This window comes from Candidatus Pelagibacter communis, assembly GCF_012932795.1.
Classification (GTDB): domain Bacteria; phylum Pseudomonadota; class Alphaproteobacteria; order Pelagibacterales; family Pelagibacteraceae; genus Pelagibacter; species Pelagibacter ubique_S.
On the sequence record NZ_LANA01000001.1, the window covers coordinates 85,757 to 110,433 of the forward strand.

Genomic DNA, 24,677 nt, shown 5'->3' on the forward strand with positions numbered 1-24,677 from the left:
GTTAATAACGGCCTTTTTTGCTTTAAATATTATTAATATGCAGCTAAAACAGCTTGCCCTCTAGAACCAGCTCTACTAGCCCATTCTTTAGACATGGTTGCTCCAACTTCTTTAAAGTGTTTATTTAAAGTTGAATTTACTTTGCCAACTTTCATACCAGCATCAGCTAAAGCTTTTTTATCTGCCTTGTTTCCTTTTTTAGATAGTGCCCAACCTTTTTTTTCTGCTTTGGCAGCTTCTGACATCACTAATTTTTGAGTTGCAGAATCTAATTTATTCCACGCATCTTTATTAACAATGATCATATTTTTTGGGTACCATGCTGCGATATCATAAAAATATTTTACACCATTTTCCCAAATTTTACTGTTCTTACCAGTAGTTGGTGATGTAATCATACTTTCAACTGCTCCTGTTGAAAAAGCCTGGCTTATTTCAGCTGCTTCAATTTTAGTTGGTGCCATTCCAGTAAGTTCAGCTAATCTAATTAAAGATGAATTATATGCTCTAAATTTTAAACCTTTTAAATCATCTTTAGAGTTTATTTCTTTCTTACTATAAAGCCCTTGTGCTGGCCATGGCACAGCGTATAAAAATACTAAACCTTTAGCATCTAAACCCTTAACTATCTCCGGTTTTGAAGCTTTGTATAATTTCATAGCGTCACCATATGATGAGGCTAAAAAAGGTTGAGAATCTATCTCTAACAATGGATCTTCTTTACCCAAAGCTGACATAAATCTTTCTCCTATTTGAGCCTGTCCAGTTCTCACTGCTCTAAAAATTTCTCCACCTTTGTATAAAGAGCCACCAGGATGAGTAACTATTGATAGTTTTCCACCACTTTTATCTGATACATTTTTAGCAAATTCTGTTGCATTTGCAGAATGAAAGTTTGAAGCACCATAAGCTAGAGCCATATCCCATTTTTCTGCTGAAAATGCTGTATTAGCATTTAATAAAATTGCAAAAAATAATACTAAAATTTTATTAATTATTTTCATTTTTCCTCCGATTTGTTAAGAAGCCATTTCATTACGAACTAGAATAAAAAGCAATAAAAAAATATTATACTTTAGATTGAATTATAATATTTATTCAATATTATAAAAACATCTTGATAGAAGAATTCGTAATTTTAACCCAAATTATCTTTATAGATATAATTTTAGCAGCAGATAATGCAATCATAATTGGCTTGATTGCTGCAAATTTTGTACCGAAGAATAGAAAGCAAATAATCCTTTGGGGTGTTGCAGGAGCTTTAATTTTTAAAGTTATATTTGCTCTTTTTGCTACTTATCTATTCGAATTTTATTATATAAAAATTTTAGGTGGATTTCTTTTGATTTGGATTGTTAATGATTTACGAAAAGATTTGGTAGAAATGAAGAACAAGATTAAATCTCCAATAAAAAAGTCTACAGAGCCTTCTTTTGTAAAAAGCATTTATAAAGTTTTATTTGCAGATATTACAATAAGCTTTGATAACGTGATTGGTGTAGTTGGTGCTGCAAAAGGTTATTTTGGTTATATGATATTTGGTCTTGTTTTGTCAGTAGTATTAACTGGTGCGTTAGCAACCTATTTAGCAAATTACATTCAAAAACACTTGTGGATAGCCTATGTTGGCCTAGCTTTTATTTTAATAGTTGCTCTTCAATTGATAATAGGTGGATTAAATGATTATGGTGTTTTATCAATTAACGAAACATTTAAAAAATATTTTTAATTTAGTATGAATGTTTCTTCGTAGGAAACTTACTTTTAATCACATCTTTCTTAAACTTTAACACAGCATCATTTATCTGTTTTTCAATATTGGAATATCTTTTAACAAATCTAGCATTTATTTTATTTAATCCTATAAGATCATCTGTAACTAAAACTTGTCCATCACAGTAAACTGAACCACCTATTCCAATTGTTGGTATATTAATTGTTTTTGTAATTTCTTTTGCTAAAGAACTTTCAATACATTCTAATACAATTGAAAAAGCACCTGCTTCTGTTAAAAGCTTAGAATCTTTCAAAATAATTTTTCTTTCATTCAAATCTTTACCCTTAAATTTAAAATTCTTTGCAGATTGAGGCAAAACTCCTAGATGTCCCATAACTGGAATTTTGTTCCTAATTAAAGTTTTAATTATTTGACAAACTTTTTTTCCACCTTCTACCTTTACAGCATCACATTTTGTTTTAGATATTATCTTCTTTGCGTTTCTTAATGCTTCTTTAGAATTTCGGTAGGTGTTATGAGGCATGTCTACTACCATCATAGCTTTTTTAACACCCATTCTTACACTTTTTGAGTGTTCAATCATCATGTCTAAAGTAACTTTTTTTGTTGATGAAAAATTATAGAGTACTGAGCCTAGAGAATCTCCCACTAAAATAATATCACAATGTTTGTCAATAATAGATGCAATATTTTTAGAATAAGCAGTCAGACATATAATTTTTGATTTATTTTTTTTATATTTAATCTTCGAAATTTTTTTCATAATCTTCTAAATTCTATAAAGGATTATCACTCTAATTCAATAGTGCTTGGTGGTTTTGAGGTAACATCATAAACAACTCTATTAATACCTCTAATATTATTAATGATCTGGTTAGAAATTAATTGCATAAAACCTCTTGGAAAATCAAAGAAATCAGCTGTCATTCCATCTTCAGACGTAATAGCTCTTAATAAACAAATATGTTCATAGGTTCTGTTATCACCCATAACGCCAACAGTTTTTACTGGTAGCAAGGCTGCATATGCTTGCCAAATCTTATGGTATAATCCATACTCTTTTAAGGCTTTAATGAAATAAAAGTCTGCTTCCTTTAATATTTTAATTTTTTCATAAGTTATAATCCCTGGCATTCTTATTGCTAAACCTGGTCCAGGGAATGGATGTCTAGATATAATATCTTTTGATAAATTAAGTTCTAATCCTAATTTTCTAACTTCATCTTTAAATAAAAATTTAAGTGGTTCCACCAATTTTAATTTCATTTTTTTTGGCAGACCTCCTACATTATGATGTGATTTTATCTTTGATGTTTGACTACCTGTTACAGATTTACTTTCAATTAAATCAGGATAAAGAGTACCTTGAGCAAGAAATTTGACATTTTTAATTTTTTTTGCATATCTTTCAAATATTTTGATAAATAAATTTCCAATTATTTTTCTTTTTTTTTCAGGGTCAGATACTTTAATCAGTTTGTTAATAAATTCTTTTTCTGCATTAACATAAATTAAATTTATTTTTAATTTTTTTTTAAATGTATTAACAACTTGTTTTTCTTCATTTTTTCTTAGTAAGCCATTATTGACAAAAATACATATTAATTTTTTTCCAATTGCTTTACTTAATAGCTGCGCAACTACGCTGCTATCCACACCTCCAGATAAACCACAAATTACTTTATTATTTCCAACTTGTTCTCTAATATCTTTAATTAATTTTAATTTTTGGTCTTTTGAGGACCAATTTTTTTTGACTTTACAGATAAGGAAAAGGAAATTTCGTAATAATATTTTACCTTTTTTTGTATGAGTTACCTCAGGATGAAACTGAACACCATAAAAATTATTTTTAGAGTTTTCAATTATTGTTAATTTTGAATTTTTTGTCGATGCAATCACTTTAAAATTTTTTGGCATTTTAGATACTTGATCTGCATGGCTCATCCAAACATTGCTAATATTTTTTTGGTTAAAAAAGTTTTTAGTTAAAACACTATTTGAAATTTTATTGATCGTTGCTAAACCAAACTCTCTATGTTTTGACTTTTTTACTCGTCCACCTAATTCTTTTGACAATATTTGATGTCCAAAACATATGCCCAGTATTGGCAAACCAACTTTCAAAATTTTTTTATCAAATTTAAATTTATCATTTTGATAAACATTAAGAGGGCCGCCAGAAAGAATTATTCCACTTATATTTTCTTTAATAATCTTAGTTACATTAATTTTTTTATGACTAACTATTTCTGAAAAAACTCCAAATTCCCTTATCCTTCTGGCAATTAGTTGGGTAAATTGAGATCCAAAATCTACTATTAAAATTTTATTTAGATTATTACTAAGACTCATTTTTAGGTTCTAAATTCTTTAATGAATCTAAAATAAAAGTTTTTTTATCACAAAGTTTTTTACAAATTTTGCTAAAATTTTCAGCTAACTCTTTAACTTTCGAATAATTGGATTTATTAAGCTCTATTTCCATTAGGAAATAATTTGCTTCTTCATTTTTCGGGTCTAGCAAAATGACTGTATCAATATTTTTTTGCTCTTCTTTTTTATTATCTTCAAATTTAAATATTTTAGCTAAGTAAAGATATGACTCATGATCTTTTGGATAAAATACAATGCTTCTTTGAAATAAAAATTTTGACTCATCATATCTTTTTTCATCATATTTTTTTTTACCTTCTTCAAAAAAAGTATTTTCTGCTAGCGCAAAGTTCATTAAATTAAAAATTACAAAAAAAACTGAAATTATTTTAACTATTTTTGTCATTGATATTTATTATCATTTTTTACTTTATCAACATTGTGAACCATGCTTTCATAAAAACCTGCTTTAGTTATTTTTACAAAATTTGGTTTAACTTTAAGATTATGAACTTTTTTTGCTCCAAGGTAGCCCATAGATGATTTTAGTCCACCAATTAGTTTATAAATTATATTTTTAACATCACCTTTATACTTAGCGAAACCTTCTACACCCTCTGGCACATATTTAGAGGTATCTTTTTGTTTTTTCTGAAAATATCTATCTGCTGATCCTTTATTCATTGCTCCAACTGACCCCATTCCTCTAAAACTTTTAAATAGTTTTCCATTTTTCTTAATCAATTTACCAGGTGTTTCTTCACTTCCTGCAAATAAAGATCCTATCATTACCGCATCAGCCCCTGCTGATAATGCTTTAGCTATGTCACCTGAGTATTTAATTCCACCATCAGAAATCATTTTCACTTTATTATTTTTTATACCTTTTTTAACTTCTAGTATTGCACTTAATTGTGGCACACCAATTCCTGCGACAAGTCTTGTGGTACAAATCGATCCTGGACCGATCCCAACTTTAACAATATCTACTCCAAGCTTTATTAAAAATTTTGCTGCTTCTGTGGTAGCTATATTTCCAGCGCATAATGCTGTTCTGCTTGTTTTATTTTTTTTTATTATTTTTATAATTTCTGCAACTTTTTTACTGTGTCCATGTGCTGTATCAACTACAATTAAATCTACTTTTTCTTTTAAAATTGCATCTGCCCTTTCAAGCTCTAAAGGGCCAGCCCCAACAGCCGCTCCAACTAATAATTTCAATTTTTTTACTTTTTTAATTTCTTCTATTTGTTTTTTTATGTCCAAATTTCTATGTATTACCCCTATACCTCCAGCTTTTGCTAAGGCTATAGCCATTTTACTTTCTGTCACCGTATCCATTGCAGACGATAGTAAGGGGATTTTAAGCATTAAATTAGATGATAACTTTGTGCTTGTGTCTACCTCGGAAGGTAAAACTTCTGAATATTTTGGTGCCATTGTGACATCGTCAAAGGTGAGAGCTTCTTTTATAGGATCCATAATCATTTATATATGATTCTTTTTAAAATTAAAGTTCTATCTCAAACTTTTACAAACAATAAAACTTTCCTTAGATTCTTTCCTGCTAGATTTAGGTTTAAATACCTTTACTTCTTTAAATATTTTTTTACCTAATGCAACAATTTCATTAAATGATGAGCCTAAAAAAATCTTTGAGACAAATCGTCCTTCTTCCACAAGAATTTCTTTAGAAAAATTCATTGCTTCCATGGCTAATTCTCCTGTGTAAATTGCGTCAATATCTTTGATGCCCGTTGTATTAACGGCCATATCTGACACTACAACATCAACTTTTGATTTAAAAAAACTTTTAATTTTTTCTTGTGAATCTATTTCAGTAAAATCACCTTTTATTTGAATTATATTATTAATTTCTTTCATATCTTTTAGATCAATTGACACTAATCTTCCACTCTTGACTGTTTTTGATATATATTGAGACCAACTTCCAGGAGATGCACCTAAGTCTAACACTGATATTCCATTTTTGAGTATCTTAAATTTTTCATCAATTTCAATTAATTTATATGCTGATCTTGCTCTATATCCATCCACTTGAGACTGTCTGACATAGATGTCTCTTTTTTGTTTATTAATCCAATTCTTTGAAATTCTATTTTTTTTCAATTAATAACCAAATCTTAAACTTTTAGATAATAGTCTTTTTTGAATAGTTTTAACCTTAATCAAAATATCTTTGTTTAATCTCATATCTTTATTTCCATCCCAAATTCCAGCAGCTAAATGCATAATTCCTATCTTATGGTTTGGCAAGTAAGGCTCAACAAATGTATTTTTTATTTCATCGAATTTAGGTAATAAGTTGCTAGCAATCCAATTACAATTTAGTGGCAAAAACTCAGTTTCTAATTCATCTATATATACTGACATATTGATAGCAAGACCTTCTGAACCAAAAATATTTCCACTCTTTAATGTCTGCTCAAGATTTTTTTGCCAAGAAGACCACCCTGGAGAATTTTTCTCCAATGAAAAAACACCAATATTTATATGAGGAGCAAAAGCTAGTTTTCTAGCTTTATTAATTCCAATTTTTGATTTAATTGCATGTTTAAAATTTTGAGATTTAATTATTGCTATTTTTCCAAATAACCAATTTACTTTAGACATTATCTTATATCCTGGTCCTAATGTTTGGGTAATTCCTAACTTTCCATCTTCACAAGCCTTAAAATACAATTCAACAGACTCCCAGTTATTGACCCACGCATCACAATCTATCCATAGGTATTTTTCATAGTTTGAAAAATATTTTGGAAGGAAGGCTCTTGATACTTGACTCTTTAGCCATTCTTTACCTTTAACCTTAAATGCTGGGACATCAATATCCCATTCTGCAGATTTAATTTCATCAACCTTTTTAACCAATATATCTTTTTGTTGTTTCGATAAACCAGCATCTAAAATACAAATTGCTGTATCTTTACTTTTTTCAAAACTTTTTATGGAATCTACTAATTCATTTAGAAGTTCAAAGTAATTTGAGTCAGCCAATGAAACAATTACATTTTTTTTCATTTACAAAATATCTTCTATATTGTCATTTTCATTTATATCGTTAGTGATATTTTTTTCTTTTTTTATTTTTTTATAATGAAAATAACTAACTGGGATTAAGCATAAATAAAGAAATGTACTAATAGCTAGTATTTTAAACGTGTATACTAATAAAGCTCCAAAAAATAAAACTATTCCAAACAATAAAAATTTAGTCATGGTTCTTGGTATAACAATTTTTTTAAATGAATATGTTGGAACTGTGCTTATAAGTAGTATTGAAATTATTATGAAAAACATAGGTACTATAAAATCATAATTAAATTTAAGATAAAGGTCATCTAATCCACTAAAATTTATTACCAGTGGCATTAAAACAACAATTCCACCTGCTGGTGCAGGTATACCTTCAAAAAAATTATCTTTCCAAGATGGCTCATCTTCAGAATTAACATTAAACCTAGCAAGTCTTAAAGCAACACAGACTACATACATCAAACAAACAAACCAACCTAATTTATCAAGGTATTGTAAATTCCAAAAATACATTATGAAGGCTGGCGCAACACCAAAGCTAATTACATCTCCTAAGGAGTCAAGCTCTTTACCCATCTTGGATGTTCCTTTAATTAATCTTGCTATACGACCATCCAAAGCATCCATCAATCCTGCAAATAATATTGCAATTATAGCTAGTGCAAATTTTCCATCCAAAGCAAATTTAATAGAAGATAAGCCTATGCAAACCCCAACTAATGTGATTGCATTAGGTAAAATCATTCTTGTTTTTTTATCAGAAACAATTTTAAAATTTTTTTTAGGTTGTTCCATAAATCATTTTTTAGCTAATAGTGTTTCACCAGCAATTGTTTTTTGTCCTACTTTTACTAAAGTTTCATAACTTTTAAAATAAACATCTGCTCTACTTCCAAACCTAATCATTCCAATCCTTTCTCCTTGCTGAAGTTTTTGATCTTTATTTGATTCACAAACAATTCTTCTAGCAATCAAACCTGCTATTTGTACAACAACCACTTCATCGCCTTGATTATTTATGATTTTATAATAATTTCTTTCATTATCTTCGCTTGCTTTATCAAGCGATGCATTTAAAAATTTTCCTGGTTTATAAAGTATTTCTGAAATTGTACCCTCGCAAGGTGTTCTATTTACGTGGCAATCAAAAACATTCATAAATATACTAATTTTTGTAAATTTTTGATTTTCTAAGCCCAATTCCTTTGGCCCATCAACTTCGTGTACCATTAAAACCTCTCCATCTGCTGGGCTTGTTAAATACTTTTCATTATTTATTGAAATTCGTTCTGGATCTCTAAAAAAATAATAAACCCATATAGATAATATTAAGCCAATTAATCCAAGAAATCCGTTAAGTAAATTTAAACCAATTGTTAAAAAAATTGATATAGCTAAAAATTTATATCCTTCTGTGTGAATTTTTGGGAAAATTTTATCTAACATAAGCTTCTATTTGATAATTTTTTATTAATATGTATATAAAACACTAAATTACAATTACTAATATATATTAATCATTTATGGCTAAAATAAACGTTAAAAACCCTGTTGTTGAACTAGATGGTGATGAAATGACTCGTGTCATATGGGATTTCATTAAAAATAAACTAATTTTACCATATTTAGATTTAGACATTAAATACTTCGATCTTGGTATGAAAAGTAGAGATGACTCTAATGATCAAATAACTATCGATTCAGCTAAGGCAATAAAAGATCATAGTGTTGGTATCAAATGTGCAACAATCACTCCTGACGAAGCACGTGTTGAAGAATTTAAATTAAAAAAGATGTGGAGATCTCCAAATGGAACTATTAGAAATATTCTTGGTGGAACAGTATTTAGAGAACCTATAATTTGTAAAAACATTCCAAAACTAGTTCCAACATGGACTGACCCATTGATTATTGGAAGACACGCCTTTGGTGATCAATATAGAGCAACAGATTTTAAAGTTCCAGGAAAAGGAAAAATGGAAGTTAAATGGACTGCTGAAGATGGAAGTGATCAAATAAAATATGAAGTTTTTAATTTTCCAGGGCCTGGAATTGCTTTATCGATGTACAACTTGGATAAATCTATAGAAGACTTTGCAAGGTCTTGTTTTAATTATGGTATAATAAAAAAATGGCCAGTTTATCTCTCTACCAAAAATACTATTTTAAAAACTTATGATGGTAGATTTAAAGATATCTTCCAAGAAATTTTTGATAAAGAATTTAAAATAGATTTTGAAAAACTTAGTATTACTTACGAACATAGATTAATTGATGACATGGTTGCTTGTGCTATGAAATGGAGTGGTAAATATATTTGGGCTTGTAAAAATTATGATGGTGATGTTCAATCTGATACAGTGGCTCAAGGATATGGGTCATTAGGTTTGATGACAAGTGTACTTCTTGCCCCTGATGGAAAAACTATGGAAGCTGAAGCGGCTCATGGAACTGTGACTAGACACTATAGAATGCATCAAGAAGGTAAAGAGACTTCTACAAATCCAATTGCATCAATTTTTGCTTGGACTAGAGGTTTGGCTCATAGAGGAAAATTAGATGGCAATGAAGATTTGATTAAATTTTCAACTACATTAGAAAAAGTTTGTATTGATTGTGTTGAAAGTGGCTCTATGACTAAAGACTTGGCAGTTTTAATTGGTTCATCAAGCAGTTATTTAACCACTAATCAATTTTTAGATAAACTGGATGAACAACTTAAGAAAAAACTTAATTAATTAATTTCTTAATACACTCAAAAGATTCTTGAATTTTTTCTGGCAATATGCCCCCTGCTTGAGCAAAGTCACTTCTTCCTCCTCCACCTTTGCCACCAATAACCTCTGACCCGACCCTTGCAATTTTTACAGCATCAAACTTGTTTTGTAGTGCTTTAGTTACACCTACAGCTAGTCCAACTTTATTATTATTGATTGCGTAAATTATTACTAATCCTTCACCAATTTCTTTTTTTCCTTCATCAATTAATTTTCTTAAATCTTTAAATGGTAAATCTAAGACATTTTGAAATCTAACTTTTATTCCATTAATAACTTGATCTTTAATTAAATTTTTTGTTTTATCATTTAAGATTGAGACAACAGAAAGTTGATCAAATTGTTTATTAAGATCTTTTATTAAAGTTACTTGATCCTTGTTTTGAAGATTAGGTTTTCCTCCTAATTCAATAATCTTTGTCTCTAATTTTTTTATAACTGCCTCATTTTTTTGATCAGACAAACTAGATAGGTTTTCTTTTTCTTTTAAAAAATTAACTAACTGTGCGTCTCTTAAAGCTTCAATTCTTCTTACACCTGCAGCAATAGATGATTGGCTTATAATCTTAAATTTTCCAATATCAGCTGTGTTTACAACGTGAGTTCCTCCACATAATTCAGTTGAGAAAAATTTACCTTCTTCGTCTCCCATTGACAAAACTCTTACTTCATCACCATATTTTTCTCCAAATAAAGCTAAGGCACCATTTTCAACGGCTTCTTTAGGTGTCATTACTCTTGTTTTCACCTCTGACCTTTTTTGAATTATTGAGTTAACATAATGTTCAATTTTTCCCATCTCATCTTCTGAGATAGGTTTCATGTGACTAAAGTCAAATCTTAAACGATCAGACTGAACTAAAGATCCTTTTTGAGTTACATGCTTACCTAAAACTCTTCTTAATGCTTCATGTAATAAATGTGTAGCAGAATGGTAGGCTCTAATATTGTTTCTTCTTTGTGTATCTATTCTTAATTCGACACTATCTTTTAATTTAACCGAACCTTTTATAACTTTTCCATAATGAACAAATAAATCTCCTAGTTTTTTTTGGACATCAGACACTTCAAATTCAAAAACTTCATTAGAGATTACTCCTGTATCAGCAACTTGCCCTCCAGACTCGCCATAAAAAGGTGTTTGATTTGTAATTATTATTCCTTCATCATTTTCTTGTAGATCTTGGGCTTCTTTATTATTTTTAATAATTAAAGTGACTACACCTTCTGCTTTATCTGTAGAATATCCTAAAAAATCAGTTGCCCCTAAACGATCTTTTATATCAAACCATATTTGATCAATCGTACTATCCCCTGATCCTTTCCAATTTTGTTTTGCAAGTTCTTTGCTTTCTTTCATTAATAAATCAAACTTCTCCCCATCTACCCTCAGTGATTTATTTTTCAAAATATCTTCGGTTAAATCTAATGGAAAACCAAATGTATCGTAAAGTTTAAATGCTACTTCACCAGGTAATATTTTTTCTACTTTCTCTAACTCTTCATTTAAAATTTTTATTCCTCTATCTAGTAAAACTAAAAACTTTTCTTCTTCTGTTTTTAAAGTTTCTTTAATTAAAGATTGTGCTCTTTCTAACTCAGGATAATTGTTAGACATTTCTTCTAGGAGTGTTTTAAAAATATTATAAAAGACTGGTTTTTTAGAACCTAGCAAATGTGAATGTCTCATTCCACGTCTCATAATTCTTCTAAGCACATATCCTCTTCCTTCATTAGAAGGTAGAACTCCTTCTGCTAATAAAAATGAACTTGCTCGTAAATGATCAGCTATCACTCTAAAACTAGATTGATTAGTCTTGTTAACTTTAACATTTAAAGAGTCTGACACTGATTGTATTAACTTTTTAAAATGATCTGTTTCATAGTTATCATGTGTTCCTTGTAATAACGCAGCTATTCTCTCGAGACCCATACCCGTATCCACAGATGGTTTTGGTAAATCTATTCTTTTATCTTTTGAAATTTGCTCATATTGCATGAATACTAAATTCCAAATTTCTATAAACCTATTACCATCTTCATTTTTAGTGCCAGGTAAGCCACCCTCTAAATGCTCACCATGATCATAAAATATTTCAGAACATGGTCCACAAGGCCCTGTATCACCCATAGACCAAAAGTTATCCGATGTTGCTACCTTGATTATTCTATCATCACTAAAACCAGCTATTTTCTTCCAAAAGTTAAATGCTTCTTCATCGTCATGATAAACTGTTACATAAAGACGATTTTTATCAATTCCAAACTCTTTAGTTATTAAATTCCATGCATAACTAATTGCCTCTTCCTTAAAATAATCTCCAAATGAAAAATTTCCAAGCATTTCAAAAAATGTGTGGTGTCTTGGTGTGTAACCTACATTTTCAAGGTCGTTATGCTTACCACCTGCCCTTACACATTTTTGTGAGGTTGTTGCTCTTACATAATCTCTTTTTTCTAATCCAGTGAATACATTTTTAAATTGTACCATTCCTGAATTTGCAAACATTAATGTTGGATCATTATTTGGAACTAAATTACTAGACTCAACTACTCTGTGATCATTTTTTTCAAAATAATCTAAAAAAGTTGTTCTGATTTGATTTAGTGTTTTGTCAGCCATATAATTAAAATACAGCTTTTTTATTTGATGTCTAGATAAGTGTAGGGAAAAAAGGCGCTTAAATTAAGCGCCTTTTAATAATTAAAGATGACTTTAACTAATTCTTTTTAGATGGAGGTGTTACTTCTTCCTTTGTTTCCACTTTAGGTTCTTCTATTTGATCTTTTGCTGCTTTTTCAGGATCAAGTGGATTACCTTCAATTTTTTTTGCTATCACACCAGCTTTTTCTCTAATTGCCATTTCAATTTCTGCTGCAATTTTAGGATTTTGCTCTAAGTAAGTTTTCGCATTTTCTCTTCCTTGGCCAATTTTTTCACCTTTATAAGCATACCAAGCTCCAGCTTTTTCAACGATGTCAGCTTTTGCACCAAGATCAACTAATTCACCTACTTTACTAATACCTTTGCCGTACATTAGGTCAAATTCAACAACTTTAAATGGAGGTGCTACTTTGTTTTTAACCACTTTAACCCTTGTTGAGTTACCAATAATTTCATCTCCATTTTTGATTGCACCAATTCTTCTAATATCCATTCTTACAGATGAATAAAACTTAAGTGCATTTCCACCAGAAGTAGTCTCTGGACTTCCAAACATAACTCCAATTTTCATTCTAATTTGGTTAATAAAAATCATCATTGTATTCGTGCTTGAGATTGAGCCTGTTAGTTTTCTTAAAGCCTGACTCATTAATCTTGATTGAAGTCCTACGTGGTGATCTCCCATTTCTCCTTCAATTTCAGCTCTAGGTGTTAGTGCTGCAACAGAGTCGATTACGATTACAGAAATTGATCCTGATTTGACTAATGTATCAGCTATTTCTAGAGCTTGCTCACCAGTATCGGGTTGTGAAATTAATAATTCTTCAGTATCTACTCCAAGTTTTTTTGCATAAATTGGATCTAAAGCATGCTCTGCATCTATAAACGCACAAATTCCTCCAGCTTTTTGGGCTTCTGCTAAAACTTGTAATGCTAAAGTTGTTTTACCAGATGATTCTGGTCCATAAACTTCAATAACTCTTCCTTTTGGTAAGCCACCTATTCCAAGCGCCACATCTAAGCTTAATGATCCAGTTGAAACTGACTCAACATCCATTGCTCTTCTTTGACCGAGTTTCATTACCGATCCTTTTCCAAAATTATCGATAATTTGGCTCATTGCCGCGTCCAAAGCTTTATTTTTTTCGTTACCTTCTGCTTGTTGTGCTTTTGTAGTTTTAACTACTTTTAAGTTGTTTTTAGTCATTTTATGCCCTTTTTATTAAATAATTAGTGTTCGAATCGTGTTCTAAATGTACACATTTTGTTCTCATTATCAATAGTTTTTTTTTAATTAAATATTGGCTTAATTATTGGAGTTTTAGATATTTGTTACTTAGTAAGCCAACTGATTGAAGTAATTTAAATCTTGAAAGTAAATAATTTCTTTCAGAATCTGCAAGGCTTATTTTTGAAGTTAATAAAATTGAGTTTGATTGAATAACATCCAGTGTTGATCTTCCAAGGCCAGATTCGTACTCAACCGTTATCCCTTCATTTGCAATTTCTGCAGCTTTTACTTGTGACTTAACTGAATTTAGTAAGCTTTTTGAAGATTGTAAACTTAACCATGCACTTGCAACACTAGCTTGATTTGTTTTCATGGCATTATCAAATAATAGTTTATTTCTATTCTTTAAATTTTTACTTCTATTTAATGAAGCAGTGTTTTTTCCACCATTAAAAATTGGCCAAGAAACAGTTGCAGTTAATACTTCTTTATCTCTTTCATTAATTGTTGAACTTGTATCTTCAGTTTTTGATCTATTAAAAGACATTGTTGCAGAAGGGGAAAGCTCTGATCTTGCAATTGTAACATCTTTTTCTGATTGTTCATATTCTAATTTAGAAATAATTAAGTTTGGATTGTTTATTTTTGAGATTTCAATTGCACTATCTAAATCTGAAGGAACTTCAAAGGCAAAATCTAGTTTTTCATCTAAAGTGTTAGGATCATTGATTGGGCCTATTATTTTTTCATATATTAGTTTAGCTGTAACAACTTCATTTCTTGCTTGTATAAATTTCGCTTGGGCACCTGCTAGTGAAGACTCAGACTGTGCTAAATCTGTAAAAGTAATTTGACTTCTTTCTAATCTTGCTTGATCTGTTTCTACTTGTCTTTCTAATAAATTAATATTATTTTGATTAATCTTAAATTTTTTATCTGCAGATATAAATCCTGAATAAGCTTCTGCAGCTTTGTATAAAATTTCTTGCTCTGTTTTTAAAAGTTTTGCATCAGCTAGACTTATTCCAATTTTACTTTTTTCCATTCCTGCAAGACCAGCAAAACCTTGGAACAGTTTTTGTTCTATAACTACTGATTGACTTTGAGGGTCAACATCTGTGATGGTAGAATTTGTTCCACTTCTATCCGTTAGCTTTTCTGTGCTTTCTTGGCTCTTAGAACCTGAAAGAGTAACAGTTGGTAAAAATTCACTTTTTGATATATTTAAATCTTCTTTTGAAACTTGAATATTTTCTCTTTCAGCATTTAATTCTGGATTATTAATATAAGCTTGGAGTAATGCTTCTGATAAAGAAACTGCAAAAGCTTTTTGGTTAACCAAAACTAATGTTAATAATAATAATAATATTTTTTTCATTATTTTTTAAATTTCATATTTTGAATTTGATGTCTGCTATTTAAATTCATAATTATAGATGAGTTTTTTATAGCATCTTTAAACATTTGTTGAGTTATTCTTTGATATGTTTGCATAAAATTTATTACATCTCCAATACTCATAATTTTAAGGTCCTTTTTATTTTTTGTTTGTATCCGAAGTTTTCTCTCTTGTTTTAACCTCCAATTTCTCAATAAATTAAAATTTTTAGCCTTCAAATACAATAATTCATCTAACTGATTAAATAGTGTCTTATATTTTGTTTTCAATTGATTATTAACGTGAGACCTCCATTTAAGCTTTTTATCATAAACTTTTTCAAATGAATTAACTGGTTTTTTTAGTTGTTTGGCAGTTTGAGATTTGGCGCCAACACACCAACCTTCAAAAATTACCACGTCTGGTTTGAATTTAAGTTTATACCATAAGCTTTTTTTATAACGATCATCTATTGATTTATTAAATTTAGGAACTGTTAGGTTTTTAAACCTCTTTGACTTAACTTTTTTAAAAAATTTTAACATTAAATCTACGTCATGAGTGCCTGGAACTCCTCTTGTCATTAATAAAGAGTGCTTATTTTTAGATAATAATTTTCTATCTTTTCTCGTCTTATAAAAATCATCAATTGAAATTTTAAAAACTTTTAATTTAAAATACTTTTGTAAAATTAATGTTAAAATTGATGAGATAGTAGTTTTACCTGAGCCTTGACCTCCTGCCAAACCTATTATTAAAGGTTTTTTTTTATTAGTTCTCTTTGATATCCAAAAACTTATTGGGATTAAAAAAGATTTAATCATCTTTTCTTTATTTTTAAATTTATCTCTCTTTGTTTCTTGAGAAGAAATAAATTTAAAACAATCTTTTTTTACTTTAATAAAACAATCATTAACTTGTTGCATAAAAAAACTATTTATTATCAAGTGGATGGTTATGACCATCATTTACAGCAACATCTTTTAAATCAAAAGTATTTATTTCATTTATACAACCAAGATTAAATCCTGTCATAGCTGGATTAGCCCTTGGATTGTGATGAGTATAAATCCCACAGTTAGAACAAAAATAGTGCTTTGCAACTTTTGAATGAAATTGATAAAGTTTTAATTTGTCTTTACCTTTAACTATTTTAAAATCTTCGTTCTTAACCATAGACATAACTGCATTTTTTCTTTTACAAATTGAACAATTACATTGTAATACTTTTTGTAAATCTCCATCTAAATTTATTTCTGCTTCTACTTCTCCACAATGGCATGTTAATTTTTTCATTTATATTTCTTTTATAGGTTTATATCAATTTTAAACATAGCCTCGTTTCTTCTAAGCATAGGCAGTGTAAAAGGTTTATCATATGTTGCTTTAATGGGTGAACTTAAAATCAATATATTGTTTTTTTTTAATTCATTTTTTAAAATATCTTTATGTTTAATAAAATTTTTATCAGAAGCCCTTCCTGAGTATTTTATAACCGCATAGTAACCACCTTTTATATTTAATATCTTGATATCTGAGTTGGATGGCCTTGGTGTGTTGTCTTTATTAAATTTTGAAGGTAAGTAAAATTGCATAGTCATACTTCCTTTTTTTTCTATTTGAGTAACTGGTGTTGTCATACTGATTTCTTCTTTATTCTCATTATTGCCTGAAATATAATTAAATAATTTTCTAAAACTACTACCTTGATTGGAAGTTATTGTTTCAATTGCTAAACGATCAGAATACTTTCTAATCTCATAAACTTGATTTTGTTTCACCACTTCATAATTTACTTCTTCGTAAGCCACGACTTTAAAAGCTATAATTAAACTCAGAACTATGATTGAGAAAACTTTTATCATTTTAATATGAGGTTTAAACTATCTCTGGTTGAAGTTATCCACAAGAGCACAAAATGTAGTTTTGATGTTCACGTTTTGATTCACCTTTGATTCAGTTATAGACTCAAAATACAACTTCTTGCATGTACTGTATAACTGGTCTATAAATAAGAACAAAACAAGAACATGAAACTAACTATACCCTTTTATCTACATAAAGCAGGTGCTGGCTTTCCTTCTCCTGCAACAGACTACATCGAAGAAGATGTAGATCTTAATGTTCACTTAATCAAAAATGTTCCAGCTACTTTCATCATTAGAGTTCAGGGGAAATCAATGACTGATGTTGGTATTTATGATGGTGACCTATTGGTTATTGATAGAAGTTTAAAACCTAAAAACTTTTCAACAGTAGTTGCAAATGTTCATGATGAGTTAGTTGTTAAAAGTTTTGTTAAATCAAAAGACGGTCAATTTTTAACATCTGGTTCAAAAAATATTGAAGATAAAATAATTATTGGAGACGAATCTGAAATATTCATTTGGGGGGTTGTGACTTATGTCATCCATTCAACATACTAAAAAGATAGCACTAGTAGATTGTAATTCATTTTATGTTTCTTGTGAAAGATTATTTAATCCTAAAATTAGAAATAAACCTGTAGTCGTTTTATCTAACAATGATGGTTGTATTATATCAAGATCAACTGAAGCAAAAGCTCTTGGTATTAAAATGGGAGAACCTTATTTCAAAGCCAAAGATATAATACTTAGAAATAAAGTTTATGTATTTTCTTCAAACTATTCTTTGTATGGAGATTTATCTAGAAGAGTAATGAGAACTTTAAAAAGATTTAATCCAATATTAGAAATATATTCTATTGATGAAGCTTTCTTAGATTTAAGTAATTATCCTGATAATGAAGTTGAAGATGTTGGAAAAGAAATTAGAAGCATTGTTTTACAGTGGACAGGGATACCAACAAGCATCGGTATTGCTAAAACAAAAACACTAAGTAAGATTGCAAATCATATAGCAAAGAAAAAACAATCTGGTGTTACAAACTTAATAGGAATTGAAAATATTGATCCATTATTAGAAAAAATAGATATCAATGATGTGTGGGGAGTTGGTAAGCAAATGACAAAATTTTACCAGAAAAATGGAATTTACAATGCTAAACAGTTAAAGAGTATGTCAAACACTTGGATTAAAAAAAGTTCTAATGTTTTAAGCTCTAGGACTGCATTAGAACTTAGGGGCATTCCTTGTATTTCTTTGGAAACCAAAAATTCGAAAAGAAAAAGCTGTGTAGTATCAAGATCATTTGGTACTAGAGTTGAAAAATTTCAAGAACTTCAAGAAGCTGTTGCAAGTTACTGTTTAAACGCTTCAGAAAAAATTAGATCAGAATCTTTAATTGCAAAATCAATAACGGTATCTGTTAGAACAAGTCCTTTTCAAAATAGAGGAGTATATTATTCAAATGCTAAAACTATAGATTTTCCAATTGCCACAAATAACAGTATTGAAATAGTTAAAACTGCTTTGATTACATTAAATGAAATTTTTATAAATGGATATAGATATCAAAAAGCAGGTATAGCATTGACTGGCTTAACTTGTTCAGATGGTAATAAAAATTTATTCTCTTCAGAAAAAGATGAGAAGATTAAAGGCTTAATGAAGTCTATTGATAGTACAAATTATAGATATGGGCGATCAACACTAAGTTTAGCTAGTGCTGGGGTCAACAAAAAGTGGAATATGAGAAGAGATTACTCTTCAAAAATAGATACTGCTGACTTTCATTCGTTACCAATAATAAAAGCTATTTAATCAAATATTGCTTTTACATCACCAAATGCTGATGATGTAACTTCTATTACTTTTTTCTCATTAATTGGAACTGGAAACCCATATGCTCCCGTTAATATCAAGTCACCTTTTTTTAAAATATTATTTATTTTAGCTTGCTCCTTAACTAACCAAGCTACTTCAGATAACATATCATGAGGCCATTCTTTATCAGGCCAAGCACCTACTGTTTCCTTATCATAAATAAGTTTTAGGTCAGTAAATTGATTACTTTTAGGAAATTTATTTTCAAGCCCTAAAATAACTCCAGCATGAATAGCGTTATTTGCAAGAAGCTCTGCTCCATGAGGAGCATCTCCATAAAAAACTAAATTATGAATCTCTATTAGGGGGTAAATTGATTTAATAGATTCTAGTATGTATTCGAAAGAAATAAGTTCAGGTTCCAAATCACGATTTAATATAATTCCAAATTCTGCCTCCATAGCAGGGTTTGAATAATCTTTTTTACTTAATGATATCCCACTAGCATGCAATTCCTTTTGCCAAAGTGTCCCCCAAGCAGGTTGAATAAAACCCATTTTCTTTTGAGTTTCTTTTGCGACACATCCTATCTTATAACCAATGATTTCCTCTCCCCTCTTTTTTCTTAACTTAGAAACAGCTGATTGGATAAGTGAGGCTTCAATATTATTTATCTGTATTTTATTCTTAAATATTTTTCCAGGATCTTTTAAATCATAATCTTCTAAAATTTTTTTTGCAAATAGGTCAATGTCTTTTTGAGTTAATGCAGACATTACTTAAGTGTATCTATTTTTTCAATATTATCTAAAGAATTATTAAATTCTGAAATATTTTCTCTTTTAGATAATATCATCACTGAAATCATCATAATGATAACACCAATAACTGGTATTAATGTAATCATTGAAATTTTTCCTATCATTAAAAATAAGTAAGCAATTAAGAACAGTATAGACCTAATTAACAAAGTTGTTTTAAAAACTGCAATAATTGAAAGAGAATGCTTTAATAAATTTAAAAAACTCATTTTAGATGGGCCAAAATATCTTGTACCTCTTTCGGAAGGAATAGACTTTCTATTTTTTGCTACTTTTGCTAATGACCCCGAAAAACTACTCCATGTTGCCGCCTCATTAACCATTTCGTCAACTACTGACTTTGGTAGACATGTATAGTTTCCATATTTAATTGTCTGACCTGTAAAAACAAGAGTTAAATACTTGTGAGCTAAATAACAAAACTTAAATATAAAACCTTCAGATCTTTTTATTCTATTAGCAGTAACAGCTACATCTGGATATTCTTTAACTTTTTCAATCAATAAACTTAATTCTTCAGGTCTATCCTCTCCATCGCCATCCATTGGAATTACGTAATCGAAGTCTTCTTTTTCATTAATGTATTTTAATCCTGCAGCATTACATCTTGCGTGACCTCTGTTTTCTTTAATATTGATAATTTGAACAGACTTTAAATTATTTAAATCAGCTGAAAATTCTGGTCTATTTTCAGTAGATGTATCGTTGAAAATTATTACTGAAAACTCACCATCCAATTTTGAAACTTCTAAATTAATAACTTTTAAAAGTTTAAAAACTGATTGCCAATCATTATAAACAGGAATTAAAATTTTTATTTTGTTCATCTGTTTCCTACACAGATATTATCAATACATGTAAATTTTGATAATAAATTTAACTTATCTTTTGTAATTGGCCCTTCCCAAGTAGGTCTTGATCTTAAATGATATGAAAGGTTTCCAGCATACCATTCATCTCCAAGCACAACATTTATGGGTTCTTTGTGATCTTGACTCCAGACATATTGAGTTTTTATAGCTATTTCTTTTCCAGGATAGTCCGTTCTCTTATCTGTTTCTGTTAAAGAAATATAAGCATAAGCAAATGGAGAAAAAATAAATAGAATTAAAAAGACTGATATAAAGCCATTTAATTTTTTTAGATTTATTTGTTTTTGGAATATATAGACAACCAATACCCCAATGAACAAATAAAATGGTGTCATCCACATTGTTCTAATTTTTGACCCAATTAAAATTGAGGTTAAAAGCATTAACCCTATTGGAACTAAATTAATGAATATTAAAAATAATAATTTATTATCTTTTAAGGAAATTTTAAATTTAAATTTATTTATTAAAAAAAATGACATAATACCAAATGGAATTAATAGTCCTAATTGTTTGCCTAAAAATATTAATGGATAAATTACATGATCTAAAAAGCTTGAATTTTCTAACCCAGTTCTTGCCAGTCCATAAGTGATGGTTATATAGTTATTACTCGTTAACCAAACCAGATGTGGAACTAATAAAACAAAAAAAACTTCTAGAGATACTAAAAACTTAAAATCAAATTTTTTATATCTTTTTATAAAAATTACATAAAAAAATAATAGGTTTATCGCTATTAAAAGATAAATAAAAAGATATTTTGATAAAAAACCTACTGCTGCAAATACTCCTAATAAGAAACAATCCTTGAACGTTATCTGTTGTTTATCAAATAATTTCCAAGAATAATAAACACATAATGACCAAAAAGGTAATTGGCAAACATTTACATTAAATTCTGGTGTTGTGAAATTATAAAAATAAATACCTTCAAGTAAAAGAACTGATACTAAACTTAAAGTTTTATTTTTAAATAAATCATCTGCAAATTTAAATACAAAAATAAAAGCTATAACTACAAATATTTGACTTAATAAATAATAAACCCAATCTTGTGATCCAAATATTTGATAAAAAATTTCAAGAAAAAAAGCAACTGCTGGAGGGTGCTTATTAAAACCCCAATCTAAGTTACTGCCCCATGCTAAATGTTCAATCGTATCAAGTGGTAAATTATTATTTGTTAAAGTAGGAATTAACGTCCACAAAATTAAATGGATTGTAAGAAAAATATAAAGCAGCTTATTTGTATTTTTTCTATTAATTAACATTTAATTGGTTTTATATGAATTAAGCTTACTTGACACGTATTTATTGCTGAATATACTCCGGCCACTAAATTTTATATATATGCCTAAAATCTCAAAATCATCTACTAAAAAGACCAAAACTAAAACAAAAAAAGTTGGAGTTGCAATCAAAAAACCTAAAAAAATAATAAAAAAAAATTCTGTCAAAGAAAAAAAAGCAAAAGAGCCAATTAAAATTTCAAAAAATTATACACCTAAAGATACTGAAAAGTACATGTGTGATAAACATTTATCATTCTTTAAAATAAAACTCACTGAATGGAAAAAAGAATTAGTTAGAGCAAACAATGAAGCTCTGTACCATGGGTCAATGGATGACAATAGTGTTTCTGCAGATGTTGTTGATCAAGCAAGTTCTTACACAGATAAAACAGTAGAAATGAAAGCAATCAATAGACAAATAAAGTTAATTTCTAAAATTGATCAAGCATTATTAAGAATAAAAAATAATACCTATGGATTTTGTGAAGAAACAGCAGAGCCAATCGGACTAAAAAGATTGATGGCCAGACCGGTTGCAGACCTTTGTATTTCGGCACAAGAAAAGCATGAAAAAGAAGAAAAAGTATACGCTGATGATTAATCTAAAGTACTTTCTTAATTTGCATCAAGCACAGCATGTAAAAACTGTTTAGTTCTCTCATTTTGTGGATTATCAAATAGTTGCTGAGGAGGTCCTTGTTCAAATATTTTTCCTTCATTAAAAAAACAAACACGATCTGATATTTCTCTAGCAAAACCCATCTGGTGAGTAACCATGATCATAGTAAGATCATATTTTTTGTTTAAAGATCTAATTACATTTAAAACCTCCCCAACAACCTCTGGATCCAATGCTGATGTAATTTCATCTAAAAGCATAACTTTAGGTCTCATGGCTAGAGCTCTTGCAATTGCAACTCTTTGTTGTTGGCCACCTGACAATCTTGAAGGATGCTCATCTTTCTTATCTGAAAGTCCAACTAAATCCATCAAATCTAATGCTCTCTCTTCAGCTTCTTCTTTTTTCATTCCCAGCACTTCAATTGGGGCTTCGATACAATTTTGAAGAGCCGTCATGTGAGGAAAAAGATTAAATTGTTGAAATACCATTCCAATTTTTGATCTTCTTTTTCTTAAATATTTCTCATCTGCAAAAACTAATTTTTCTTTTTCTGGCATATGAGTTAAAGGTTCACCATCTAAATAAATAATGCCTTGGTTAATTCTTTCTAAAGTCATTAAAACTCTTAAAACTGTTGTTTTTCCAGATCCTGATGGACCAATAATTGAAACCATCTCGTTCTTTTTTATTTCTAAATTAAGTTTATCTAAAACAACAAGGTCTCCATATTTCTTGGTAACATCAGAAAATTTTACCAAGATATCATTAGAGTCTTTTTTATTATTCATTTAATATTTTACCTTTCCTTGTGCTTTATTTACTGATTTTTCTAATTTTCTAATACCCATAGCAGCTGGGACTGAAAGAATTAAGAAAATAATTCCTACTATAGTATAAGGTTCAAGATATCTATAATGATAACCACCTACTGCTGTTGCTGCATGAAATAATTCAGCAACTCCAATAGTTGAAAGAAGAGGTGTATCTTTAAATATTCCAACTAAATAATTTCCCATACCAGGAATTGCTATTGGAAATGCTTGAGGCAAAACTATTCGTCTATAAGTATAAAAATTTGTGAAATTTAAAGCTCTACAAGCTTCCCACTGAGTTTTTGGAACACCTTCTAATGCACCTCTATAAACTTCTGATAAATAGGTTCCAAAATGAAGTCCAATTGTAATCATTCCACAAACCCAAGCTGACAAAGTAATACCAAATTGAGGGAGAACAAAATAAACAAAAAATAATTGAATTAACAGTGGTGTTGATCTAATAAATTCAACAATCTCTCTATTAATCATGTTGACTATTTTAATTGGTGTTCTTTGGCCTAATAAAAATAATAATCCAACAATAGTTGCTATGGCATAACCTATGCCTGCTGCCATTATAGTGTTTAATGTAGCCCATAACATTTGTGGCAATATTTGAAAAGTAAAGTCCCATTTCCATTCTGCATTCATATTAAATTTTACCCCTTCCAACTTTTCTTGCCGCAAGAACTTCTAGCCACCTTAAAAAAGGGACTAAAAAAAATCTAGAAATAATGTAATATATTAAAAGTGCTGTTCCAAAACATTGGGCTGACAGCCATGTAATTGCATTAATTTGTTTTGCTTCAAATGTTAAATCAACAACAGTTACTAATGCAACTAGAGCTGTTGCTTTTAAAAGCTCTACAGTTAAGTTTGCTACAGGAGGAAGTATAATTGGAAAAATTTGAGGAATGATAATATTTTTCATTCTTTTAAAAGGACTAAAATTTAATGCATGGGCTCCTTCCCACTGTCCTTTGGGTACTGCTAATATTCCACCCCTGACAATTTCAGCTCCATATGCTCCAAAATTCATTCCTATTGCGACAACTCCCGCAGTAAATGCCTCTAATGAGATACCAAAAAAAGGTAATACGTAATAAAACCAGAACAGTTGAACCAACAAAGATGTTCCTCTAAAAAATTCTATATAAACAGTCGCTATACCTTGAATGGCTGAATTATTTGACACTCGCATCAACCCAAAAATTATAGAGATAATCACATATAAAATAGTAGCACAAATCAACACCTTGAGTGTAGTAACTGTTCCTAGCAGTAGTGTAGATCCATGCTCAGCTAAAAATGAAAAATAATTCACGTTTAAAACCTTTTAT

26 protein-coding genes are annotated in these 24,677 nt (G+C 29.3%); 5 read left to right on the forward strand and 21 right to left on the reverse strand.

The window, feature by feature from the left end:
- Nucleotides 1-32 precede the first annotated feature (32 nt).
- Nucleotides 33-1,004 (reverse strand): TRAP transporter substrate-binding protein, encoded by a 972-nt coding sequence (locus VP91_RS00470; RefSeq protein WP_169035489.1) that lies wholly within the window; start codon nt 1,002-1,004, stop codon nt 33-35.
- A gap of 113 nt (nt 1,005-1,117) precedes the next feature.
- Between VP91_RS00470 and VP91_RS00475 the strand changes: the two genes are divergently transcribed.
- Entirely contained in the window at nt 1,118-1,732 is a 615-nt protein-coding gene (locus tag VP91_RS00475; protein WP_169035490.1) for a YjbE family putative metal transport protein, read from the forward strand.
- 1 nt (nt 1,733) lies between these two features.
- Here the strand turns inward: VP91_RS00475 and panB are convergent, their stop codons facing one another.
- Genes panB through VP91_RS00515 form a run of 8 tightly spaced genes read right to left on the reverse strand, consistent with a single transcriptional unit; the run spans nt 1,734 to nt 8,620 of the window.
- Nucleotides 1,734-2,504: a 3-methyl-2-oxobutanoate hydroxymethyltransferase gene (gene panB, locus VP91_RS00480; RefSeq protein WP_169035491.1), complete on the reverse strand. Its 771-nt coding sequence runs from the start codon at nt 2,502-2,504 to the stop codon at nt 1,734-1,736.
- Between the two features lie 26 nt (nt 2,505-2,530).
- Nucleotides 2,531-4,096, reverse strand: coding sequence for a glutamine-hydrolyzing GMP synthase (guaA, locus tag VP91_RS00485; RefSeq protein WP_169035492.1), 1,566 nt, complete (start codon nt 4,094-4,096; stop codon nt 2,531-2,533).
- Nucleotides 4,086-4,523: a hypothetical protein gene (locus VP91_RS00490; protein ID WP_169035493.1), complete on the reverse strand. Its 438-nt coding sequence runs from the start codon at nt 4,521-4,523 to the stop codon at nt 4,086-4,088. Before VP91_RS00490 ends, guaA begins: the two co-directional genes overlap by 11 nt.
- On the reverse strand, nt 4,520-5,599 hold the full coding sequence (gene guaB / locus VP91_RS00495) for an IMP dehydrogenase (RefSeq protein WP_211181487.1): 1,080 nt from the start codon (nt 5,597-5,599) through the stop codon (nt 4,520-4,522). Before guaB ends, VP91_RS00490 begins: the two co-directional genes overlap by 4 nt.
- A 36-nt stretch (nt 5,600-5,635) precedes the next feature.
- The gene (locus tag VP91_RS00500) at nt 5,636-6,247 is read right to left on the reverse strand and encodes an RlmE family RNA methyltransferase (protein ID WP_169035495.1); all 612 of its coding nucleotides are present in this window, start codon (nt 6,245-6,247) and stop codon (nt 5,636-5,638) included.
- Nucleotides 6,248-7,159 carry a glycosyltransferase gene (locus VP91_RS00505; protein ID WP_169035496.1) on the reverse strand — a complete coding sequence of 304 codons (912 nt, stop codon included), beginning with the start codon at nt 7,157-7,159 and terminating at the stop codon, nt 6,248-6,250.
- Nucleotides 7,160-7,969, reverse strand: a complete 810-nt coding sequence (gene pssA, locus VP91_RS00510; protein WP_169035497.1) for a CDP-diacylglycerol--serine O-phosphatidyltransferase — start codon at nt 7,967-7,969, stop codon at nt 7,160-7,162.
- 3 nt (nt 7,970-7,972) lie between these two features.
- Nucleotides 7,973-8,620: a phosphatidylserine decarboxylase gene (locus tag VP91_RS00515; RefSeq protein WP_169035498.1), complete on the reverse strand. Its 648-nt coding sequence runs from the start codon at nt 8,618-8,620 to the stop codon at nt 7,973-7,975.
- Between the two features lie 77 nt (nt 8,621-8,697).
- Here VP91_RS00515 and VP91_RS00520 point away from each other — a divergent pair, with 77 nt between their 5' ends.
- Complete coding sequence (locus VP91_RS00520; protein WP_169035499.1) at nt 8,698-9,912, forward strand: NADP-dependent isocitrate dehydrogenase; 1,215 nt, start codon at nt 8,698-8,700, stop codon at nt 9,910-9,912.
- Here VP91_RS00520 and alaS read toward each other — a convergent pair.
- The 6 genes from alaS to VP91_RS00550 all read right to left on the reverse strand — a co-directional run bounded on the left by alaS (nt 9,905) and on the right by VP91_RS00550 (nt 17,090).
- On the reverse strand, nt 9,905-12,574 hold the full coding sequence (alaS, locus tag VP91_RS00525; RefSeq protein ID WP_169035500.1) for an alanine--tRNA ligase: 2,670 nt from the start codon (nt 12,572-12,574) through the stop codon (nt 9,905-9,907). The genes VP91_RS00520 and alaS overlap by 8 nt on opposite strands.
- 97 nt (nt 12,575-12,671) lie before the next feature.
- Complete coding sequence (gene recA / locus VP91_RS00530) at nt 12,672-13,823, reverse strand: recombinase RecA (RefSeq protein WP_169035501.1); 1,152 nt, start codon at nt 13,821-13,823, stop codon at nt 12,672-12,674.
- A gap of 103 nt (nt 13,824-13,926) precedes the next feature.
- The gene (locus VP91_RS00535) at nt 13,927-15,225 is read right to left on the reverse strand and encodes a TolC family protein (protein WP_169035502.1); all 1,299 of its coding nucleotides are present in this window, start codon (nt 15,223-15,225) and stop codon (nt 13,927-13,929) included.
- Entirely contained in the window at nt 15,225-16,151 is a 927-nt protein-coding gene (locus VP91_RS00540) for a uridine kinase (protein WP_169035503.1), read from the reverse strand. Before VP91_RS00540 ends, VP91_RS00535 begins: the two co-directional genes overlap by 1 nt.
- Before the next feature lie 7 nt (nt 16,152-16,158).
- Complete coding sequence (locus VP91_RS00545) at nt 16,159-16,521, reverse strand: GFA family protein (protein ID WP_169035504.1); 363 nt, start codon at nt 16,519-16,521, stop codon at nt 16,159-16,161.
- Between the two features lie 11 nt (nt 16,522-16,532).
- Entirely contained in the window at nt 16,533-17,090 is a 558-nt protein-coding gene (locus VP91_RS00550) for an SOUL family heme-binding protein (RefSeq protein ID WP_169035505.1), read from the reverse strand.
- Nucleotides 17,091-17,255: 165 nt separating this feature from the next.
- Here VP91_RS00550 and VP91_RS00555 point away from each other — a divergent pair, with 165 nt between their 5' ends.
- Both VP91_RS00555 and VP91_RS00560 read left to right on the forward strand, forming a co-directional pair.
- Entirely contained in the window at nt 17,256-17,651 is a 396-nt protein-coding gene (locus tag VP91_RS00555; RefSeq protein ID WP_169035506.1) for a LexA family protein, read from the forward strand.
- Entirely contained in the window at nt 17,629-18,909 is a 1,281-nt protein-coding gene (locus VP91_RS00560; protein ID WP_169035507.1) for a Y-family DNA polymerase, read from the forward strand. The genes VP91_RS00555 and VP91_RS00560 overlap by 23 nt, the downstream gene beginning before the upstream one ends.
- Here the strand turns inward: VP91_RS00560 and VP91_RS00565 are convergent.
- Genes VP91_RS00565 through VP91_RS00575 form a run of 3 tightly spaced genes read right to left on the reverse strand, consistent with a single transcriptional unit; the run spans nt 18,906 to nt 21,879 of the window.
- Nucleotides 18,906-19,688 carry a hypothetical protein gene (locus VP91_RS00565; protein WP_169035508.1) on the reverse strand — a complete coding sequence of 261 codons (783 nt, stop codon included), beginning with the start codon at nt 19,686-19,688 and terminating at the stop codon, nt 18,906-18,908. The genes VP91_RS00560 and VP91_RS00565 overlap by 4 nt on opposite strands.
- The gene (locus tag VP91_RS00570; protein WP_169035509.1) at nt 19,688-20,560 is read right to left on the reverse strand and encodes a glycosyltransferase family 2 protein; all 873 of its coding nucleotides are present in this window, start codon (nt 20,558-20,560) and stop codon (nt 19,688-19,690) included. Before VP91_RS00570 ends, VP91_RS00565 begins: the two co-directional genes overlap by 1 nt.
- A complete protein-coding gene (locus VP91_RS00575) occupies nt 20,557-21,879 on the reverse strand; it encodes a glycosyltransferase family 39 protein (protein WP_169035510.1) in 1,323 nt (440 codons plus the stop codon). Before VP91_RS00575 ends, VP91_RS00570 begins: the two co-directional genes overlap by 4 nt.
- Nucleotides 21,880-21,958: 79 nt before the next feature.
- Here VP91_RS00575 and VP91_RS00580 point away from each other — a divergent pair, with 79 nt between their 5' ends.
- Complete coding sequence (locus VP91_RS00580) at nt 21,959-22,501, forward strand: TraR/DksA family transcriptional regulator (protein WP_169035511.1); 543 nt, start codon at nt 21,959-21,961, stop codon at nt 22,499-22,501.
- 14 nt (nt 22,502-22,515) lie between these two features.
- On the opposite strand, the gene ehuA is transcribed toward VP91_RS00580, so the two are convergent.
- The 3 genes from ehuA to ehuC are packed head-to-tail and all read right to left on the reverse strand — an operon-like array spanning nt 22,516 to nt 24,661.
- Nucleotides 22,516-23,310, reverse strand: a complete 795-nt coding sequence (gene ehuA / locus VP91_RS00585; RefSeq protein ID WP_169035512.1) for an ectoine/hydroxyectoine ABC transporter ATP-binding protein EhuA — start codon at nt 23,308-23,310, stop codon at nt 22,516-22,518.
- On the reverse strand, nt 23,311-23,988 hold the full coding sequence (gene ehuD, locus VP91_RS00590) for an ectoine/hydroxyectoine ABC transporter permease subunit EhuD (RefSeq protein WP_169035513.1): 678 nt from the start codon (nt 23,986-23,988) through the stop codon (nt 23,311-23,313).
- Nucleotide 23,989: 1 nt separating this feature from the next.
- Complete coding sequence (gene ehuC / locus VP91_RS00595; RefSeq protein WP_169035514.1) at nt 23,990-24,661, reverse strand: ectoine/hydroxyectoine ABC transporter permease subunit EhuC; 672 nt, start codon at nt 24,659-24,661, stop codon at nt 23,990-23,992.
- Between the last annotated feature and the right edge of the window lie 16 nt (nt 24,662-24,677).

What these genes read in the sequence shown, in the direction of transcription:
- VP91_RS00470 (WP_169035489.1), bottom strand. Translation starts at nt 1,004, where the DNA reads ATGAAAATAATTAATAAAATTTTAGTATTATTTTTTGCAATTTTATTA.
- panB (WP_169035491.1), bottom strand. Translation starts at nt 2,504, where the DNA reads ATGAAAAAAATTTCGAAGATTAAATATAAAAAAAATAAATCAAAAATT.
- guaA (WP_169035492.1), bottom strand. Translation starts at nt 4,096, where the DNA reads ATGAGTCTTAGTAATAATCTAAATAAAATTTTAATAGTAGATTTTGGA.
- VP91_RS00490 (WP_169035493.1), bottom strand. Translation starts at nt 4,523, where the DNA reads ATGACAAAAATAGTTAAAATAATTTCAGTTTTTTTTGTAATTTTTAAT.
- guaB (WP_211181487.1), bottom strand. Translation starts at nt 5,599, where the DNA reads ATGGATCCTATAAAAGAAGCTCTCACCTTTGACGATGTCACAATGGCA.
- VP91_RS00505 (WP_169035496.1), bottom strand. Translation starts at nt 7,159, where the DNA reads ATGAAAAAAAATGTAATTGTTTCATTGGCTGACTCAAATTACTTTGAA.
- pssA (WP_169035497.1), bottom strand. Translation starts at nt 7,969, where the DNA reads ATGGAACAACCTAAAAAAAATTTTAAAATTGTTTCTGATAAAAAAACA.
- VP91_RS00515 (WP_169035498.1), bottom strand. Translation starts at nt 8,620, where the DNA reads ATGTTAGATAAAATTTTCCCAAAAATTCACACAGAAGGATATAAATTT.
- VP91_RS00520 (WP_169035499.1), top strand. Translation starts at nt 8,698, where the DNA reads ATGGCTAAAATAAACGTTAAAAACCCTGTTGTTGAACTAGATGGTGAT.
- alaS (WP_169035500.1), bottom strand. Translation starts at nt 12,574, where the DNA reads ATGGCTGACAAAACACTAAATCAAATCAGAACAACTTTTTTAGATTAT.
- recA (WP_169035501.1), bottom strand. Translation starts at nt 13,823, where the DNA reads ATGACTAAAAACAACTTAAAAGTAGTTAAAACTACAAAAGCACAACAA.
- VP91_RS00535 (WP_169035502.1), bottom strand. Translation starts at nt 15,225, where the DNA reads ATGAAAAAAATATTATTATTATTATTAACATTAGTTTTGGTTAACCAA.
- VP91_RS00540 (WP_169035503.1), bottom strand. Translation starts at nt 16,151, where the DNA reads ATGCAACAAGTTAATGATTGTTTTATTAAAGTAAAAAAAGATTGTTTT.
- VP91_RS00545 (WP_169035504.1), bottom strand. Translation starts at nt 16,521, where the DNA reads ATGAAAAAATTAACATGCCATTGTGGAGAAGTAGAAGCAGAAATAAAT.
- VP91_RS00550 (WP_169035505.1), bottom strand. Translation starts at nt 17,090, where the DNA reads ATGATAAAAGTTTTCTCAATCATAGTTCTGAGTTTAATTATAGCTTTT.
- VP91_RS00555 (WP_169035506.1), top strand. Translation starts at nt 17,256, where the DNA reads ATGAAACTAACTATACCCTTTTATCTACATAAAGCAGGTGCTGGCTTT.
- VP91_RS00560 (WP_169035507.1), top strand. Translation starts at nt 17,629, where the DNA reads ATGTCATCCATTCAACATACTAAAAAGATAGCACTAGTAGATTGTAAT.
- VP91_RS00565 (WP_169035508.1), bottom strand. Translation starts at nt 19,688, where the DNA reads ATGTCTGCATTAACTCAAAAAGACATTGACCTATTTGCAAAAAAAATT.
- VP91_RS00570 (WP_169035509.1), bottom strand. Translation starts at nt 20,560, where the DNA reads ATGAACAAAATAAAAATTTTAATTCCTGTTTATAATGATTGGCAATCA.
- VP91_RS00575 (WP_169035510.1), bottom strand. Translation starts at nt 21,879, where the DNA reads ATGTTAATTAATAGAAAAAATACAAATAAGCTGCTTTATATTTTTCTT.
- VP91_RS00580 (WP_169035511.1), top strand. Translation starts at nt 21,959, where the DNA reads ATGCCTAAAATCTCAAAATCATCTACTAAAAAGACCAAAACTAAAACA.
- ehuA (WP_169035512.1), bottom strand. Translation starts at nt 23,310, where the DNA reads ATGAATAATAAAAAAGACTCTAATGATATCTTGGTAAAATTTTCTGAT.
- ehuD (WP_169035513.1), bottom strand. Translation starts at nt 23,988, where the DNA reads ATGAATGCAGAATGGAAATGGGACTTTACTTTTCAAATATTGCCACAA.